Here is a 16,641-nt window from a genome sequence, read left to right on the forward strand (position 1 = left end):
GAGCTTTAAATTGTTCGCTTAGGAGAATATTTCTTCCCAATCAGGATGCTCGCTGCGGCAGAAGTCCAGAGCTTTTAAAAAGCTTTCGCGGCTAATGCGGTAGGCTCCCAAGCTGGCCAGGTAGCTATTATAGATCTGGCAGTCGATTAAGTGAATACCCCAGAAGTCGAGACGTTTACAAAGTTCAATGAAGCAGATTTTACCAGCATTACTTTGCTTGGAAAACATAGATTCACCGCTAAAGCATGCCCCGGTGCTAAGTCCGTATAAGCCGCCCACCAGCTGTTCATCCTGCCAGGCTTCCACACTAAAGGCTCTGCCTTCGCGATGTAACTGTTTAAAACTCGCAATATGCTCATCGGTTATCCAAGTCCCTTCCTGACCGGGGCGATTCACTTCTTTGCAAGCTTCAATCACCGCATCAAAGTCTTTATTAAAACTAATTTGAAAGCGTTGTTGATTGATCAGGTTGCGAGAGCTTTTACTGATATGCACTTCTTTGGGACGTAAGACCATGCGCTCTAAAGGACACCACCAAAGCAGATCGGACTCCGGTTCATTCCAAGGAAATATTCCCTGATCATAGGCCGCTTCCAGTCGCTTTGGACTTAAATCGCCTCCCACCGCCACAATACCTTCATCGGGCTCCCAAAGGTCGGGTGTAGGGAACCACATCGATTGGCTGTCTAATTGGTAGATTGGCATTTAGAAAAGCATTAATACCCCTAAAAATACCACAGCTCCTAATAGCATCAAAAGCAAAGTGTAGGGAACAATTCTGCGAGCTTTTAAACCGGTGATTCCCAATAGGGGTAGGGCCCAGAAGGGTTGTAGCATATTGGTTAACTGATCACCATAGGCCATGGCCATAATTGCTTTTCCATAAGGGATGCCCAGTGATTGAGCGGTTTCCAGCAATACTGGCCCTTGGATGGCCCATTGACCTCCTCCACTCGGAACAAAGATGTTTATAATGCCAGCGCTGAAAAATGTCCAAAGAGGAAAGCTAAAGGCCGTGCTATTGGCACTGAAATAATTGCTCATGGCTTCAATTAATCCGCCATCGCGCATTAAGCCCATAATACCGAAGTATAAGGGGAACTGCAATAAGATTCCCGCGGCTCCATGAATGGCATCATCCAGGGCATTTAAGAAGTTTTGGAGGCTGCCATGAAAGGCTAAGCCCAAGGCTAGTAAAGCGAGGTTGATGAAGTTGGGAGTGAGGAAGTTTAAACCTTCACTATTCCAAGCGCTACGTAAGCCAATAATCAGGATAAGCAGGCCAATGATCAAACCGAACCAGGGCGAATGATCCAGTTTTTCGGCACCCTGATGTTCACTAGTCTCAATGCTGCTATTTTGAGCTTGAATATTTTCCTTTTGACCGGGGGCTTTTCGAGCCACCCAATACAATAAGAGAGGGATAAGAATCAATAGGAACAAACTAGCTGTTCCGTTCATTGGGCTGAAAATGGTTTCTTCCCAAGCAATGCGATCCGGCATAGCGTTTATTTGGCTATTTACCAGACTTTGCACATGGCCAGGTTCTGCTGCTTTAATTGGGGCGCTGCCACTAATGCCTCCGTGCCAAACCATTAATCCGCTATAGCCAGCCGCACCCAAAAGTCCATAATTAAAAACCTGGCCTCGGGCACTTAAGTTTTCCGCTGCTTTGCGGGCCATCACTGCGCCAAAAACCAAGGCCAGGCCCCAATTTAAAAAGGCCAGGACTAAGGTGAAAAAACTAATAAGGGCGGTGTTTTTAGCCGGATCACGACTTAAAGAAAGTATCCAATTGACGAAGAGAGTTACCGGTTTGGCTAAGGCCAGGGTATGGCCTAAAACCAAGATCAACATCATTTGAACCATGAAAACCAGCAGGGGACCGTTCCACAGTCCCGCTTGCCAGTAATCAATAGAGTTTCCCAATCGGGAGAGCCAGGGCCCATCGGCATAAAGCCAAAACAGCCCGAAGCTGAAAATTGTAAGTAAAAGAGCTATCGCAAAGGGCGAGGGTAAAAGAAGTCGAAATACTTTCTCGAAGCGCTTTGCGAAACTCATAAGCTATTTAAAAAGGCAGATCGTCGTCGTCTTCCTCATAAGGGGTCATGCTGGGAGGAGTTCCGAAATCGGTGCTAGGCGCAGCTCCACCTTGAGGCGCAGGATTAGAAGGAGCGGGAGCAGGACTGCTCTTATCTATTCTCCATCCCTGAATAGTATTGAAATACTTTACTTCACCTTGAGGAGAGGTCCATTCACGACCTCTAAGGTTAATACCGATGGTTACCTTTTCACCTTCACGAACACTGTCGAGGAGATCGGTCTTATCTTGTACAAACTCGATAGAGATATGCTGTGGATACTGCTCTTCGGTAGTTACCACTACTTCTCTTTTCTTGAAACTGGCACTGATCTGTTGGGTGCCGCCAACGCGTTTTACGATTCCGCTTACTTCCATTCTGTATTAAACTCTGTTTAATTTATCGCAAAGCAAAGCTTTCCAAGCTTCACTCACTTCATTGGTATTTAATAATTCTTTTGCGTATTGGTGCAGAAGCTCGCGGGCTTCCATACCATTGTCTGATTCTTCAAAGATGCCGCGAATACGACTGCCTTTGGCAAATTCTTCCAATTCCGCATCATTAGGCAAGCGTTCCACATTACCTAATTTACCTAGGTCATTGCCATCCAGGAAAATGCTTTTACGGATACGATCCGGAATTTGATCTACCCCGATGCCTAAGGTGGCAAGGGGTTTCTCTACTTCAAACATCGATTCGTGGTTCGCTCGGCAATACCAATTGGCTCCCATGCGAGCTACTAAATCTAATTTGGTGCTGTCGGTTAATCCGGCTTCGTTTAAAACCGATTCATCCACATGCATGCGTAGTACTTCGCAGATAATCATATTACCGGCTCCGCCATTTTCGCCTAAGCTAATGATTTCATTCACCTTACACTCAAATTGAACCGGAGATTCCTTCACCCGTAAGGGCTTCACAATGTCGGATTCAATGGCGGTTAAGCCGGCTTTTTTGAACTCATCAACACCGGTGGCGTACTCGGTAGAAGCCAGGGACATCTGTTGAACAATGTCATAATTTACCACATTAATCACCACTTCTTTCGTTGCTTGCGCATTGTGGAGGGTGTCTTTGGTGGTGTTATCTCGAACCCTGCGTGAGGGTGAAAAAACTAAAATTGGAGGATTACTTCCAAATACATTAAAGAAGCTAAAGGGACTAAGATTGGGATTACCATCTTGATCCACAGTGCTTGCAAATGCAATGGGACGTGGCCCTACAGCGGCCAATAAATGACCATGTGCTTCCTTCGATGGGAGCTCTTTCAGATCAAATGATTTCATATTAAAAATCTAAAGGGGCAAAAGTAACTAATTAGGTTCGGCTCTTCCGGTATAAACGTTACCGAAGCGTTTATTTCCTTAGTTGAGATTTTTTAGATAGGGAAAAGCAAAATTTATATATTTGCCGCCCCAGAAATGGGCAATGCGGGCGTGGTGGAATTGGTAGACACGCTAGACTTAGGATCTAGTGCCGCGAGGTGTGGGAGTTCGAGTCTCCCCGCCCGCACCGTAAAAGAAAAGGCTTGGTTCATTTGAATCAAGCCTTTTTCTGTTTAATGCACTACTTGCAATTTCTTTTGAGTCCTTTGCTCTTTGCCCTCTAGCCGGAGAAGGTAAATTCCATCCGGTACTTTAGGGAGGCTTATATCACTTTGTCCATTAAGATCTAAGTCGCCACCAAGGATCAGTCTCCCTTGTAAATCGAGCAGATAATAGCGATTGTAATCTCCTGCTTTAACGCTGATTTGAAGCTTGCTAGTAGCTGGGTTAGGATAAACCTGAATTTCGGAATCTTCAAAACTTTGGAGTCCAACATTGCTAACCAGGATGCAGGCCGAGGTATCAACACAGCCGTTTAAACTTACCTCCACGGCGTAATATCCATTTTGCACGAAGGTGAAGACTTTGCCAGTTGCACCGCTTATTTTACTGAAATTGTTATTGCAGTTTAACCATTGGAATTGAGCATTGGTGTCCGATTCCAAAGCTTCTAATTGATTAGCTGATATGCGGTTGGCTGCCGAATTAAGATTGGTCACATTTAAGTTTAGGTCTATTATGGTATCACAACCGGAAGGGGAGTTAATAGTGTCTTGATAATGACCACTTGTATTATAGGTAATGCCATTAGGCGCGGTATAGGGACCGCAAGAATTAATGCTTAAAGCTAAATTTAGTCCAGCACCTTGAACGGGAGAAGCTACAAAATTAGAGCTACTTCCTGCCAAGGCGAAGTTTTGGAGGCTGCCATTATTACCATTGGCGGAATGATCAATGATTGCGCTAATAGCACTATTATTCGCCTGAGGATTGCCATCATTACATTTATAGTAAGCCACCAAATTGTTTGGCGATATACAATATTCACTGCTGTCTTTTAAGGCTAATTGACTTGGAGTTAAAGCGGTGTTCCAAACTCGAATTTCATCAATATCACCATCAAAGTAATTTACACCATCTACACGTCGCCCAATCACAAAGCTGCCGGAACTGGTATTTACCCCGCTGAGGCTTCCACTAGTATCTAAAACACCATCCACATACAAGCTTACCAATCCTGATTTATAGGTAGCAGCAACATGATGCCAGGTGCCATCATTTACGGCAGTATTTCCGCTTAGGCCGGAACCTCCAATTTCGAGGCGAATGGCATTATTCCAAAGCAGGCAAAATGTAAATCGAGTACCGGTGGTCATGCTGCCCCAGTTTACTAATACCTTTTGGCCGCCCTGCCCGGGAATGGAATTAGCGGTGGTGCGAATCCAAGCTTCAACAGTGCGCTCGCCAGAGCCAGTGACGCCGGAATAATTAGAACTTATATGATCGTCAGTTCCATCCAGGTTTAGGGCAGCTTGGGCCGATACTATTTGACTGATGAGGATCAGACTTAATAAAGTGTAGAGCTTTCTCATTAACCTGGATTTTAAATTATTCTTTTAATTCAATTTTGATGGGCACCACAAAGCTCATCCGAACCGCTTTTCCACGTTGTTTGGCGGGTTCAATTTGTGGTAATCCTGAAATTACTCGTAATGCTTCATTATCCAAATAAGGATCTACACTGCGCATGACCTGAACATTGGATACCTGACCGTTTTTCTCAACTACAAAACTTACAATTACCCGACCTTCTATTTTAAGGCGGCGGGCCGTTTCGCTGTATACAAAGTTTTGACTTACGTATTGCAGTAATTGAGTTTGAAAGCAAGTCTTACGCTCGTCATTAGTAGCAAAGCTTTCGCAACCTGGGAAGATGGGCACGGTTTCTACTACCGCAAAGGGAATGGGGTCTTCCAATTCTTCAAGGTCTTCAGCTTCTTCGCCTACTATTTCTACCTCACCTTCTACATACCTTACATCTTGATTCTCGGAGATTAGATATTCGTCTTCGTCTGTTTCAGTAGCGCTCATATCGAGCTCATTATCTACGACTGTGTTGTCATCAACAACATTGAGTTCACTTGGAAGCTCTTTTGGTTGTTCTATCTTAACTGTTTTAGGAGGTCTCACCGTAATGGGTATTACAATATCATCTCCATCCACTACAATTTGTTGAGGCTTTTCAATTTCAGGTTCCGAGAAATTGATGTTAAATAGTTGGATAACAATAAATAATGAGAGTGCAACACCCGCCAGTAAAAAGTGGGTGCGGTATTTTTCGAGGTCTAATTTTGGATTCTTTTTATTCTCCATCCCTTTATCAGAGTTTGGCAGCAATTTACATTTTTAAAGACTTCTTTAATGTGAGAAGCGTGGCATTAGACCTAAAAAAAGCCGGCGTTGTGCCGGCTTTAGTTTAGTCTTTTATCAAAGGATAATGTAGTTCACCAAATGATCCTTTAATGACCAAGTGATAATATCCAGGTACCAAGTCGCTTAGGTCAATCGCTTTATTTATTTCTTCAGTTGCGATATTCCGAATTACTTGACCGGTACTATTATATATAACTAAGAGATCAGGGCTTTTGGCTTCCTCTGGCCATTCAATTCTCAAATAGCGTTCTACAGGGTTGGGATATACATTCGGATCTGGTATTTCCGCTGCATCCAGCCCCAGCTGATTGAGCTTAAAGCTTCGAGTGGAGCTTCCACAGACACCATTAATGGTTAGGGTTACCTTATAGAACAGTCCTGGTGTACTGTAAATATGGATTGGCATGGGTCCGGTTCCGGTTGTGCCATCACCAAAGTCCCAACTATAAGATGTTGCTCCGGTAGATATTGTGCCATCAAATTGAATTCGTAATCCTGAGTTAATCGGACTGAGAACGGTATAGGTCCAGTCTGCCCTCGGAGGATCACAAGCTTCTACTCTCCGGGTATTGCGAACAGTATCCCCACAATTATTCCAGCTTGTTAGGGTAACGAATTTGTCTAAGGTATCTGAATAAAAAGCGGAGGCAGTGCTGCCGCTAGCAAAAGTGCCATTGCCTAGATCCCAAGAATAGCCACTCGCATTATTACCTGGGTTGGCCGTGAAGTGTGTGCTATCGGTGCTTTGAGTCCAATTGAAGTTGGCTCTTAAAGTGTCGCAAACCTCTAATATTTGCACTATGGTATCGCTGTTTCCACAGTTATTGGATGCTATGAGCGTAACAGAATATGTGCCTGGAGTAGAATAGAAGTAGACAGGATTAGTAAGGGCACTGCTATCACCATTACCGAAATACCATTTTAGGCTATCAGCATTGCTGGCTCCAGATGTGAAATTGCGGCGTAAGAATCGACTGGTATAGGTGAAATTAGCAGTCACGCTATCGCAAACCAATGTGGAAAGCGTGTCGATTAAGCTGGCGCTAATGGTGGTGGTACAGCTGTCAAATAGCTCAATAACATATTGACTACTTGAGTTGAGATTATTAATGGAGTAAGGGCTGCTTACATTCGGCACCACGGTAGCGCTGCCAATTCCCAATGCGGCATCATACCAACGCAAGGTAGTAACCGAGTTTCCGGTATTGCTGTTTTGCCAGCTAAAGCTCAGGCTGGTGTAACCCTGGTTTTGCACCTGTAAATTATAAGGTATACCGCAGGAGGGGCCACTGGAGCGAACAGATACATCATCTACCGCAATATCACCCTGGCCACCACTAGAAACGGCTCGGAACACTATTTCAATGGTATCGCCAACATAGGCGCTTAAGTCGAGAGAGTCTTCTTTCCAGGCCGCGCCATTGCTAAATTGTTGTTGGCCGGTCCAGGTTCTTAGGGTTATGTTATTGCCATTATTGCGGGTATTAATCTGCACCTTAAGCGAGTTGATATTATTGCCAAACATGTGATAGCTATAATAAAGCTTAGGGGTAGAAGTGTTTACCAGGGCAATTTCCGGACTGGTCATTAAAGCAGGATTAGCGGTGGTGCTAAAGTCACTTTCGAAATAAATGTAATTACCAGAACCCAAAGCATCTTCCTGTGGTCCGGTAGCAAAGCTTGGGGTGGTTCCTGCACCAACACCCCACTTGTCATTGCTGGTTTGTCGGTTGCGAGTCCAGCAGGGGCTAATTTGATCGTTGGTATTAAAGAATCCAAGGCCTTCTTGCCAAGGGATATTATCGAAATTCTCATTAAAGGGTAAAGAAGATATTCCACAGGCAGTGTTTCCGATAAATGGACCTTCCCACCAACTAACATCGTTGGCTCCACAACTATCGCGAACAAAAATCTCGTAGTTGGTATTGGGATTAAGCCCATTTAATACAAAAGGCTTGCTGGTAACGGATACCAGGTTAAAGGCCCCGGTTGATCCTGCCGGACGGTATTGGATTTGCCAATTTGTTGCGCCACCGCTAGTCCAGTCAAGTGTGAGCGTTGTTTGGCTATTAGCCGTTTGCTGAATATTGGTAGGATTTGGACAGGTAGGGGTATTGTCTATTCTGATGTCATCAATAGCCATACTGGCCCTAAAGGCGGTTCCAGTTGAGCGGAAAGCTCTAAAACGAATTTGAATAGTATCGCCAATATAGGAGCTTAAGCTAACAACCTTTTCCAACCAAGCGGCGGAGGCACTTGTTTGTTGCTGGCCACTAATGGTGTTTACATTAGACCATCCTGAACCGGCATTAACAGCTATCACTAGTTTGTCAATATCCTGACCAAACATATGATACCAAAAACGTAATTCTGGACTACTGAGAGTGTCTAAACTAACCAAGGGAGTGAATAGGTCGGTGCTGAAATAGCTATTGAAGATTCCTTCTCGAATGGTATAGGCGTAAAAACCATTCCCTGAAGTATGGTCTGCATCTGGTCCGGTGTTGAAGCCATCACCTGCACCTTGGTTGCCGCGCCAATAATAAGTGGTAGTGTCGGAGCGAGACCAGCATGGATCAATATTCCCTGGATCATTAAAGACTGAAGGGTCATTCCAAAGTCCATTATCAAAATCTTCGAAATAAGGAGCAATGCTCACGGTGCAAGCAGTACGACCTTGAACAAAACTTGACCAGAAACTCACATTCCCTAAACCACAACTGTCTCTTACGATAAATTGATAGGGGGTGTTTGGAGTCAATCCGTTCAATACAAATGGATTGCTACTGGCATTTACCAGTGTGCCGCTACCGGCTGAAAATCCTGGGGCACCATATTCTATTTGCCAATCGCTAGCGCCACCTGTGGTCCAGTTTAAGGTAATACTGGTAGATCCCACAGCAGTGATACTTAAATTGCTTGGTTGTGGGCAGCTCGGTTGCTCATCAATGCGGAAATCATCTACGCCAATTGGTGCCTGGTTACTAAAAGGGGAGTTCCGATAAGCAATTATGCGCACAGAAATGGTGTCATTCGCAAAGTTGGCTAAAGGAATAATAGCTTCAGCCCAAGGGTCGCTGCTGGCCGTTTGTTGCTGTCCGCTGATGCTCCAAACATGCTGGTAGCCACTGCCATTATTTACTTCCACTCCCAAAGAATCTACACCTTGACCGTACATGTGATACCAAAAGCGCAATTCTGGGATTGTTAATGGGCTTAGGTCCACTAGTGGTGACTCCACCGCTGTGGATGTTACCTGGCCGATACCAACAGTAAATATTGCTTGTGAAAAAATGTATTGCCCGGATCCGGTAGTATGATCGGCATTAGGCCCAGAATTGAAAGTTCCGGGAGGGCCGTCTTCTACCGACCATTGGTAATTAACCGCGGTGTCCCTACTCCAGCAACTATTTAGCGTGCCGGGAGCATTAAAGGCACCGGGTACAAAATCAGTACCATCGAAGTTCTCAAAATAGGGTGCGGCAACGGCATTACATTCAGTTTGAATGCGCAGAGGACCGGTCCAAATGGAAACATCTCCAGGACCGCAACTGTCTCGAACATAAATGTCGTAGGAGGTATTAGCGCTAAGTCCGGATAAATTAAATGGATTTGAGCTGGCATTTACAATAGTTCCTGCATTAGCGGCAGTGCCAGGAGCCCCGTAAGAAACATTCCAGTTAGTAGCTCCGCCGGTGGTCCATCCTAGGTTTGCTGTGGTGGTTCCAATACTAATGGCAGCCAGGTTTTGGGGACGAGGGCAACTGGGTGCCTCATCAATGGTTATATCATCAATACTAATGTCGGCAGCGAAGCCATTAGCAGAGCGGAAACCAACAAAACGCAACTGAATAGTATCGTTTAGGTAGGCACTCAAAGGCGCTATAACCTCTTTCCAGCTTTGGTTTTTACTGTTTTGTTGTTGCCCACTTTGGGTGTTTAGAAGCTGATAGGCTCCTCCATTGGAGATATACACTTTAAGCTGACTGATATTAGCCCCGAACATGTGTACATAGAATTTTAATTCGGGTACACTTAAGCCATTAAGGTCAATTAAGGGACTTTGAAGAATTGTAGAGTCAGAGCTGCCACCTGCGATTACTTCGGTGTACATAAATTGAGCACTTCCTGTGGTATGGTCACCAGTGGGGCCAGTGTTTGTAGGGCTAAATTGGGGTGGTCCGGTTTTCCAGGCGTAAATAGTAGTGGGGGTTCTTTGCCAGCAGCTGTTTATGTTGCCTAAACCGTTAAAGGTAGGGCTGGTGACAAATCCATTGGCGTCAAAATTTTCAGAGTAGGGAGTGGCAACTGGGTTGCAGGCTGTGCGGAAAGCGATTGGGCCAAACCAGTCCGATACATCTCCGGGTCCACAGCTATCTCGCACATATACCTGATAGTTGGTGTTTGGGCTTAATCCGGTTAATTCACCGGGATTGGAATTTTGGGGAATGATGGTTCCGCTATTGGGAGAAAAGCCTGGCGTTCCATAGGATAATTCCCAGTCGCTGGCGCCTCCGCTGGTCCAGGATAATCGAGCTGAATTGAAACCAGCAAACACCAGTTGAAGGTTGGAAGGCTTAGGGCAGCTGGGGGCTTCTTCAATACTCACATCATCGATGCAAATCGCATTTTGAAAACCTACTGTTTGCTCCACAGAGCGGAATAGAATCCGAACCGTATCATTTGCATAAGCACTAAGGTTTAAAATGCTTTCCTTCCAGGCATCGGTATTGGAGCTTTGTTGTTGACCGCTAATCGTTTGTAGCAGGCTGTAGTTAAGACCAAAATCTGTACTGATATACACTTTAAGCTTTTCAATATCGGCACCAAACATGTGGTACCAAAAGCTCATTTGTGGATTGGTTAAAGTACCTAAATCGAAAAGTGGGGAAACAAAATCTGCCGAATCGGTAGGATTGATTGGGAAGCTGATTTGATCAATCTGAACGTATTTTCCGTTCCCAGATTTATCACTGCTGGCACCGGTGAAATTACTCACAAAGGCCGGTGGGCCGGGTTTCCAGATATAACCGGTTGTCGCATTTCTTTGCCAGCAAGCATTGATACTCCCGGCGGTGTTGATGGCACCCACTGTCCAGGCGGCACCATTAAAATTGGAGCTGAAAGGAGGGTTGACCACCGCACAACTGGTACCGGCGGCCAAAAAAGCGGGCCAAGGATTTGGACCGGGTGAGCATAACTCCCTTACTTGAACTACGTAAAAAGTGCTTGCACTGAGTCCACTAATGGTGAGTGGTTTGTTGCTAGTGGTGTTAATCGTAGCGGTAACTAAACTCCCTCCTTGAGTTACATATCTGTATTGGAAGGAACCGGCTGTGGTGTTATCCCAGTCGATAGTTATGAAATCTGGACCATAGGCAACCAGCCTCACATTAGTGGGGGTATTGCACTGTCCTTGAAGATTCAAAGTCAGGAAGCCGAGTATCAGGGTAAGGAGGACGGGGAGTAATTTTCCTTTCATTAGAATCTACATCTTGGGTTCTTCGTTACTAAAATAGCGTTGTTTCCTGATAATCTGCTAATTCCGGTCTTGAAATTGATTAAAAGTGAGGTTTGAATTAGTAGCTGATTTGCCTATCTCGACAATTGGTGTTTTTTAGGGAATTCATGTGTTGATTTGCTGGAATTATGGAGCCTGAGGGGAGTATTTGCTATTCTTGAATATTGGGCTTTGTTAACTAGCGATAGCTGAAATTCATCACCTCCTTCGTAAATTAGCAGGCCTTTCAAAAAATGGCAATCAAGAGCAAATAGTAACATGGCAGATAATCAGGAAACCCAACAAAGCATAAAGGAGGTCTTAAAGCAAAACTTCCCGGTCTTCCACAATGACCAATTGTTGGATAGAATCGCCAAGGAGGCACGCGTTTTTCACAATGATGAAGAAAGCGTAGTAGTGGAATTAGGCGATTTTCCAAAATGGATTCCTTTGGTGATAAAAGGGGCGATTAAAATTAGTCGTGCTGATACCGAAGGAGGCGAAATTTTCCTGTATTACCTCTATCCAGGTCAAACCTGTGCCATGACTTTGAACTGCTGTATGGTCGATAAACCCAGTGAAGTTAGAGCCATCGCAGAAGCCGGTACCGAATTTATTGGCCTTCCTCGAAAAGCCCTGCCACAATGGATGCTCGAATTTGAAGAATGGCGTCAGTTTACGCTCGAATCTTACAATGAGCGCTACGAAAACTTATTGGCTACCATTGATGCCATTGCATTTCAGAAGTTAGATGAACGTTTGATCGGACTTTTGCGTGATAAAAGTATTGCTTTAGGTAGTACCGCTGTTGAGGTAACTCACAAGCGATTAGCCGAAGAGCTGCATTCTTCACGAGAAGTTATTTCCCGTTTGCTCAAGCAGTTGGAGAAAATCGGTAAGGTGCGATTAATGCGGAATAAAGTTGAGCTTCTTGACTTTTAGGTGATAAATATCATACTTTAAATCAGGGCTATAGTTTACATTGATCTTTAATATTGAAGTAAAATGGAAACTATAAAATCGGTTGAAAGACTTCGCTATAATCTGACATTGGGCCCGGGTTACGGGGGTTATAGCGAGCTGCTGAAAGCGGTTGATTTAGACAAAGAAGCCCTGCAGCCTTTCCTGCATTTCGATCCCCATTCCTATCAAAGGGTGCGCCTCTATGATACGAATGTAGTTGAAGCGGTTCTCACCTGTTGGGAGCCAGGACAAATTGGTCAAATTCACGACTTTCATAATTCGCTGGGTTGGTTTAAGGTTTTACAAGGTGCGATAGAGATCGAACACTTTAACCTTGAAAAGGGCGAACCTAAACTGCGCTTTAGTTACGATTACCCTGGTGGATCCCAAGGTTTTTTAAATGATGATTTAGGATTTCATCGTTTTAAGAATACCTCTCAAGGACGCACGGTAATCTTGCATTTCTATGCCGATAAGATTCGACATTGGGAAGTGTATAATGAAGCTTCCCACAAAATTGAGGACCGTCAGGCCTCCGTTCACTTTAATTATGATCAGCCGGCTTAAGTCGTGATGGCAGTCACTCTTTATATTTACAATTAGTGCTTGCTTTGCCAGCCTAATAAAAACACAATATGGGATTATTTTCATTTCTCACGAAGAAGGGTGATAAAATTCAAGATTTTAAAAGCCGTGGAGCGGTGGTGATTGACGTTCGCAGCAAGGAAGAATTTCGCGGTGGCCATATCAAGAATGCGAAGAATATGCCTTTACCAGGATTGTCTTCCAAAGTTGCTGAAATCAAAAAAATGGGAAAACCAGTAGTTTTCTGCTGTGCATCAGGAATGCGTAGCGGACAGGCTACTGCTATGATGAAAAGTCAAGGAATCGAATGTATGAACGGCGGAGGCTGGATGAGCCTGCAAAGACATTGGAGCTAGTTTTCATTGATCAATATTTTTTAAGGCCTCCTATTTAGGGGGCCTTGCTGTTTAAGGTCTAAGTATTCAATATTTTTGGAGCAGATTTTATAGCATGTTCGAAAAGACTTTAAGCAATTTGGAGCATCTCGCGGTGCATTTGGTAGGGAACAAAAGCAAGGAGGAGGAATTGATTTTAAGTGCCTCCCAAAGTGGCTTGGATCAACCAACCATCAATATTATCTGGCACTATCTTCAAAGTGCCTTTCGCGATCTGGATTTTTATCGCTTTCACCATCCCAGTGGTTTGGAGTTTAACTCCGTGTTTCAGGTAGCTAAGTCTCTCTTCAATAATCCTCAGAGTTTTTTGTCGGCCTCTCAAAAGGTGGCCCAGCTTTTATATGAAGTATCTGATCATCCACAGGTGCGCTCTGGTGAATTGCTGGTGATCTATTTTAGTCATTTAAGGCATGCTCAGGTTGAAGGACCAGCTTTAGCCCTGTTTAAATCCGAAAAGAAGCAGCCTTTTTTATTTACCGAGGAGGAAGCTCAGAACATCGAACTTTATAGCTATCAGGGTATCAATCCTTCTAAAGTGGATAAAGCAGCACTCATCTTTGCCCAGGAGGAATCTGAAGGATATCAGGTAATGGCCGTTGATAATATCAATAAAGGAGAAGAAGCTAAATTTTGGTTTGAGCAGTTCCTGCGGATACAAATGCGCTCCACAGAATTTACCAAAACTTCGGAGATCATTAAAGTGACCAAAAGCTTTATCGATCAGGATTTGGGTGATGAAACTCCATTGGAGAAGACCGAAAGCATGGAGTATATCGGACGCTCCAAAGATTATTTCGAATTGGAAGAAGAGTATAATCCGGAAACCTATAGCAAACAGGTGTTTGAAGATGAGGCAGTGGCCGATCGCTTTCGCGAATACGTGCGCAGCCGTGATCTGCAAAATTTGGAATTGGATGAAAATTTCGCGGTTTCAGAAGAGGCGGTGAAAAAGAAAGGTCGCGTCTTTAAAAGTGTGATCAAATTGGATAAGAACTTCCATATCTATGTTCATGGTGATCGCTCTAAAATTGAAAAGGGAGTGGATGAAGACGGTAGGCAGTTTTACAAACTGTATTACGAAGAAGAAGATTAAAAAAAAAGCCCTGCATTTGCAGGGCTTTTCTGTTTTAAGGCAGGCGATAATAGAGGCCTGCGTAAATGTTTCTCCCGAAAATCGGACCCCACACAAAATTACTATCAAAGTAATTTGAAAAGGCCTGTGATGGATTTACAATAGGGTTTTCCTGTTTGTAGTTAAATAGGTTATCCACTCCGGCGAAGAATTCAAATCGGCGCCAAACTTTGTTCACCTGAAGATTGACCGTGAAATAGTCAGGCGACCAGTCTAGCTGTTGAAATTCAGCGGGACTTAAGCTGGTATTAGGCTGACGTTTTTTGCCAAACCAATTCAGGGTGGCATCAAACTTCCATTCCTTTTCTGTGGCATAAGCTAGGTTTAAAAAGGCTCGGTGCACTGGGATCTGATAGCTTAAATCCAAGCCTTCCAGGAACTTATCTTGACTATTCAAATACTTATAGGCTAAACGGATATCGAAGTTTTTACCCAAACTATAATCCATTTGACTGAGTAAGGACCAAGATTGAGAGCCACTTCGATTTAGGATATAGGCTTTTAGAGGGTCATAGTCCAGATCCATCACCAATTTGCTTTCAAACCAGGTGTAGAAGAGGTCCGTATTCCAGCGCAGGACATTTTCGCCAAGAATGATATTTTGGCTCCAGCTAAAACCTGCGTTCCAGGCGATTTCCGGGAAACGGTAAGTATCCACAAATTGAAGGTCTCTGGAAGAAGCCAAGGCAGAGCTGCTTTCAGCCAATCGATTGGGGCTGCGTTGTCCACGTCCTCCGCTTAAGCGAAAGGTGGTGTTTGGAGAAAGCTGATAACGCGCTTGTAATCGAGGACTGAAATAGAGTTTATCAAAATAGCTATTGTAATCGCTGCGAATTCCGGCTACCAAACTAAAATCATCGGCAGGCTCATAGCTGTATTCGAAATAAGCACCCGGCACAATTTCATTTCTTTGATGCTGGTACAAACTACTGTCTCGCCCGATCAGGTATAACTGCTCACTTACTTGATCTACGTTTAAGGAGATACCGGTTTTAAACTGATGTTCTAAGTTTCCGATATAATCCTGCAAAATGGTGTTCAAGTAGAAATTACCCTGATGCAATTTGGTGCCACGGTTCCCGTATGTACTGTTTCGTTCCTGGTAGCTGCCATTGTAGATAATGCCAATGCTTCGGATTTCTTTATCAGGAAAGATATAGCCATTTTTACCAAAGAAGCCATAACGTTTGTCCCGACTGCTAAAGCTCCAGCCAAAAGGATCCACATTTTCCAAAGCACTCATCTGGCCACCTTCTCTTAAATCATCTACCAGTACCAAACCAAATTGTCCTTCCCAGTTGGGATTAAGTTTATAATGGACGCGATGCATAGCGTTAAATTGGCGACCCATGGTAAGGTCTGCAAATTGATCACCATTACGATCCTGCGCATAGGGCACACTGCTAAAGTGTAGCATGGTACTGTTGTGAGCTTTGGCGGCATCACTCCAGCTATCGCGAATAAGGGCATTGATTTCATTACGACCACCGGTATTGCCAAAGACATTGATCAAAAGGCGGGGGGCATTTTCCGGTTTGTAATACTCTACATTGATCTGCCCAGTGATACTTTCATATCCATTAAGAACAGAACTCAGGCCTTTGGTAACCTGGATACTTTCGATAAAGGGACCAGGTACATAGGATAGGCCATTTTGAGCATTAAGGCCACGGGCGAAAGGAACATTCTCCCTTTGAATCAAAGCATATTTCCCCGCCAGTCCTAGCATTTCGATTTGCTTGGTACCGGTAATTCCATCATTAAAGGAAACGTCAATGCTGGCATTGGTTTCAAAGCTTTCCGAAAGATTACAGCAGGCCGCCTTGCGCAGCTCTTTATTGTTGATCTCAAAATGCAAGCCAGCCGCTTTGGCATTCACCTGAGTAGCTAGGGCTTCACCGGTAACCGTTACATCTTCCAATTCGGTAGACTCAGGAATCAATACAAAGTTGGTGCTTCCCTTCCGGGAGATAATTACTTTGGAAAGATTTTGATATCCAGTGAAACTCGCGATTAAGGTATTATGACCCGGCACTTTTTCCAGGCTGAAATATCCTTTGTCATCAGTAGTAGTTCCGGTTGAAGTACCTTCCCAATAAACCGCAGCATTGGGTGCAGGTACTTGTACATTGTCTTCGTAGAGATATACGTAACCATCGATTTGGGCCACGAGTAAATTAGCACTTCCAAGAAGGAGTGCTAATACAAAATAAAAATGTCTCATGGC

General features: G+C 44.2%; 12 protein-coding genes and 1 tRNA gene. 5 read left to right on the plus strand and 8 right to left on the minus strand.

Annotation, left to right across the window (positions count from 1 at the left end):
• Positions 1–18 precede the first annotated feature (18 nt).
• From aat to H4K34_RS11725, 4 genes are read right to left on the minus strand one after another with little or no spacing between them, the layout of a single operon-like run.
• Complete coding sequence (aat, locus tag H4K34_RS11710) at positions 19–705, minus strand: leucyl/phenylalanyl-tRNA--protein transferase (protein WP_210757580.1); 687 nt, start codon at positions 703–705, stop codon at positions 19–21.
• Positions 706–2,061 carry a TIGR00366 family protein gene (locus tag H4K34_RS11715; RefSeq protein WP_210757581.1) on the minus strand — a complete coding sequence of 452 codons (1,356 nt, stop codon included), beginning with the start codon at positions 2,059–2,061 and terminating at the stop codon, positions 706–708.
• Positions 2,062–2,068: 7 nt separating this feature from the next.
• Positions 2,069–2,458, minus strand: coding sequence for a DUF3127 domain-containing protein (locus H4K34_RS11720; protein ID WP_210757582.1), 390 nt, complete (start codon positions 2,456–2,458; stop codon positions 2,069–2,071).
• 6 nt (positions 2,459–2,464) lie between these two features.
• A complete protein-coding gene (locus H4K34_RS11725; RefSeq protein ID WP_210757583.1) occupies positions 2,465–3,367 on the minus strand; it encodes a flavin reductase family protein in 903 nt (300 codons plus the stop codon).
• 144 nt (positions 3,368–3,511) lie between these two features.
• Between H4K34_RS11725 and H4K34_RS11730 the strand changes: the two genes are divergently transcribed.
• A tRNA-Leu gene (locus tag H4K34_RS11730) sits at positions 3,512–3,593 on the plus strand.
• Positions 3,594–3,639: 46 nt separating this feature from the next.
• Here the strand turns inward: H4K34_RS11730 and H4K34_RS11735 are convergent.
• The 3 genes from H4K34_RS11735 to H4K34_RS11745 form a co-directional block, all read right to left on the minus strand.
• Positions 3,640–4,998 carry a LamG-like jellyroll fold domain-containing protein gene (locus H4K34_RS11735; protein WP_210757584.1) on the minus strand — a complete coding sequence of 453 codons (1,359 nt, stop codon included), beginning with the start codon at positions 4,996–4,998 and terminating at the stop codon, positions 3,640–3,642.
• A 16-nt stretch (positions 4,999–5,014) separates the two neighbouring features.
• Complete coding sequence (locus H4K34_RS11740) at positions 5,015–5,779, minus strand: energy transducer TonB (RefSeq protein WP_210757585.1); 765 nt, start codon at positions 5,777–5,779, stop codon at positions 5,015–5,017.
• 103 nt (positions 5,780–5,882) lie between these two features.
• Entirely contained in the window at positions 5,883–11,321 is a 5,439-nt protein-coding gene (locus H4K34_RS11745; protein ID WP_210757586.1) for a fibronectin type III domain-containing protein, read from the minus strand.
• A gap of 297 nt (positions 11,322–11,618) precedes the next feature.
• Here H4K34_RS11745 and H4K34_RS11750 point away from each other — a divergent pair, with 297 nt between their 5' ends.
• The 4 genes from H4K34_RS11750 (at position 11,619) to H4K34_RS11765 (ending at position 14,375) form a co-directional block, all read left to right on the plus strand.
• Positions 11,619–12,281 (plus strand): Crp/Fnr family transcriptional regulator, encoded by a 663-nt coding sequence (locus H4K34_RS11750; protein ID WP_210757587.1) that lies wholly within the window; start codon positions 11,619–11,621, stop codon positions 12,279–12,281.
• 63 nt (positions 12,282–12,344) lie between these two features.
• Positions 12,345–12,869: a cysteine dioxygenase gene (locus H4K34_RS11755; protein ID WP_210757588.1), complete on the plus strand. Its 525-nt coding sequence runs from the start codon at positions 12,345–12,347 to the stop codon at positions 12,867–12,869.
• A gap of 68 nt (positions 12,870–12,937) precedes the next feature.
• Positions 12,938–13,243 (plus strand): rhodanese-like domain-containing protein, encoded by a 306-nt coding sequence (locus H4K34_RS11760; protein ID WP_210757589.1) that lies wholly within the window; start codon positions 12,938–12,940, stop codon positions 13,241–13,243.
• A gap of 94 nt (positions 13,244–13,337) precedes the next feature.
• Positions 13,338–14,375, plus strand: a complete 1,038-nt coding sequence (locus H4K34_RS11765) for a nucleoid-associated protein (RefSeq protein ID WP_210757590.1) — start codon at positions 13,338–13,340, stop codon at positions 14,373–14,375.
• Between the two features lie 34 nt (positions 14,376–14,409).
• Here H4K34_RS11765 and H4K34_RS11770 read toward each other — a convergent pair whose 3' ends face one another.
• The gene (locus H4K34_RS11770; protein WP_210757591.1) at positions 14,410–16,638 is read right to left on the minus strand and encodes a TonB-dependent receptor; all 2,229 of its coding nucleotides are present in this window, start codon (positions 16,636–16,638) and stop codon (positions 14,410–14,412) included.
• Positions 16,639–16,641 lie beyond the last annotated feature (3 nt).

This window comes from Croceimicrobium hydrocarbonivorans (genome assembly GCF_014524565.1).
GTDB lineage: Bacteria > Bacteroidota > Bacteroidia > Flavobacteriales > Schleiferiaceae > Croceimicrobium > Croceimicrobium hydrocarbonivorans.

Excerpts from the sequence above, each read along its gene's own strand:
- H4K34_RS11755 (WP_210757588.1), top strand. The coding sequence starts at position 12,345 with ATGGAAACTATAAAATCGGTTGAAAGACTTCGCTATAATCTGACATTG.
- H4K34_RS11765 (WP_210757590.1), top strand. The coding sequence starts at position 13,338 with ATGTTCGAAAAGACTTTAAGCAATTTGGAGCATCTCGCGGTGCATTTG.
- H4K34_RS11740 (WP_210757585.1), bottom strand. The coding sequence starts at position 5,779 with ATGGAGAATAAAAAGAATCCAAAATTAGACCTCGAAAAATACCGCACC.
- H4K34_RS11735 (WP_210757584.1), bottom strand. The coding sequence starts at position 4,998 with ATGAGAAAGCTCTACACTTTATTAAGTCTGATCCTCATCAGTCAAATA.
- H4K34_RS11715 (WP_210757581.1), bottom strand. The coding sequence starts at position 2,061 with ATGAGTTTCGCAAAGCGCTTCGAGAAAGTATTTCGACTTCTTTTACCC.
- H4K34_RS11745 (WP_210757586.1), bottom strand. The coding sequence starts at position 11,321 with ATGAAAGGAAAATTACTCCCCGTCCTCCTTACCCTGATACTCGGCTTC.
- H4K34_RS11760 (WP_210757589.1), top strand. The coding sequence starts at position 12,938 with ATGGGATTATTTTCATTTCTCACGAAGAAGGGTGATAAAATTCAAGAT.
- H4K34_RS11770 (WP_210757591.1), bottom strand. The coding sequence starts at position 16,638 with ATGAGACATTTTTATTTTGTATTAGCACTCCTTCTTGGAAGTGCTAAT.
- aat (WP_210757580.1), bottom strand. The coding sequence starts at position 705 with ATGCCAATCTACCAATTAGACAGCCAATCGATGTGGTTCCCTACACCC.
- H4K34_RS11750 (WP_210757587.1), top strand. The coding sequence starts at position 11,619 with ATGGCAGATAATCAGGAAACCCAACAAAGCATAAAGGAGGTCTTAAAG.
- H4K34_RS11725 (WP_210757583.1), bottom strand. The coding sequence starts at position 3,367 with ATGAAATCATTTGATCTGAAAGAGCTCCCATCGAAGGAAGCACATGGT.
- H4K34_RS11720 (WP_210757582.1), bottom strand. The coding sequence starts at position 2,458 with ATGGAAGTAAGCGGAATCGTAAAACGCGTTGGCGGCACCCAACAGATC.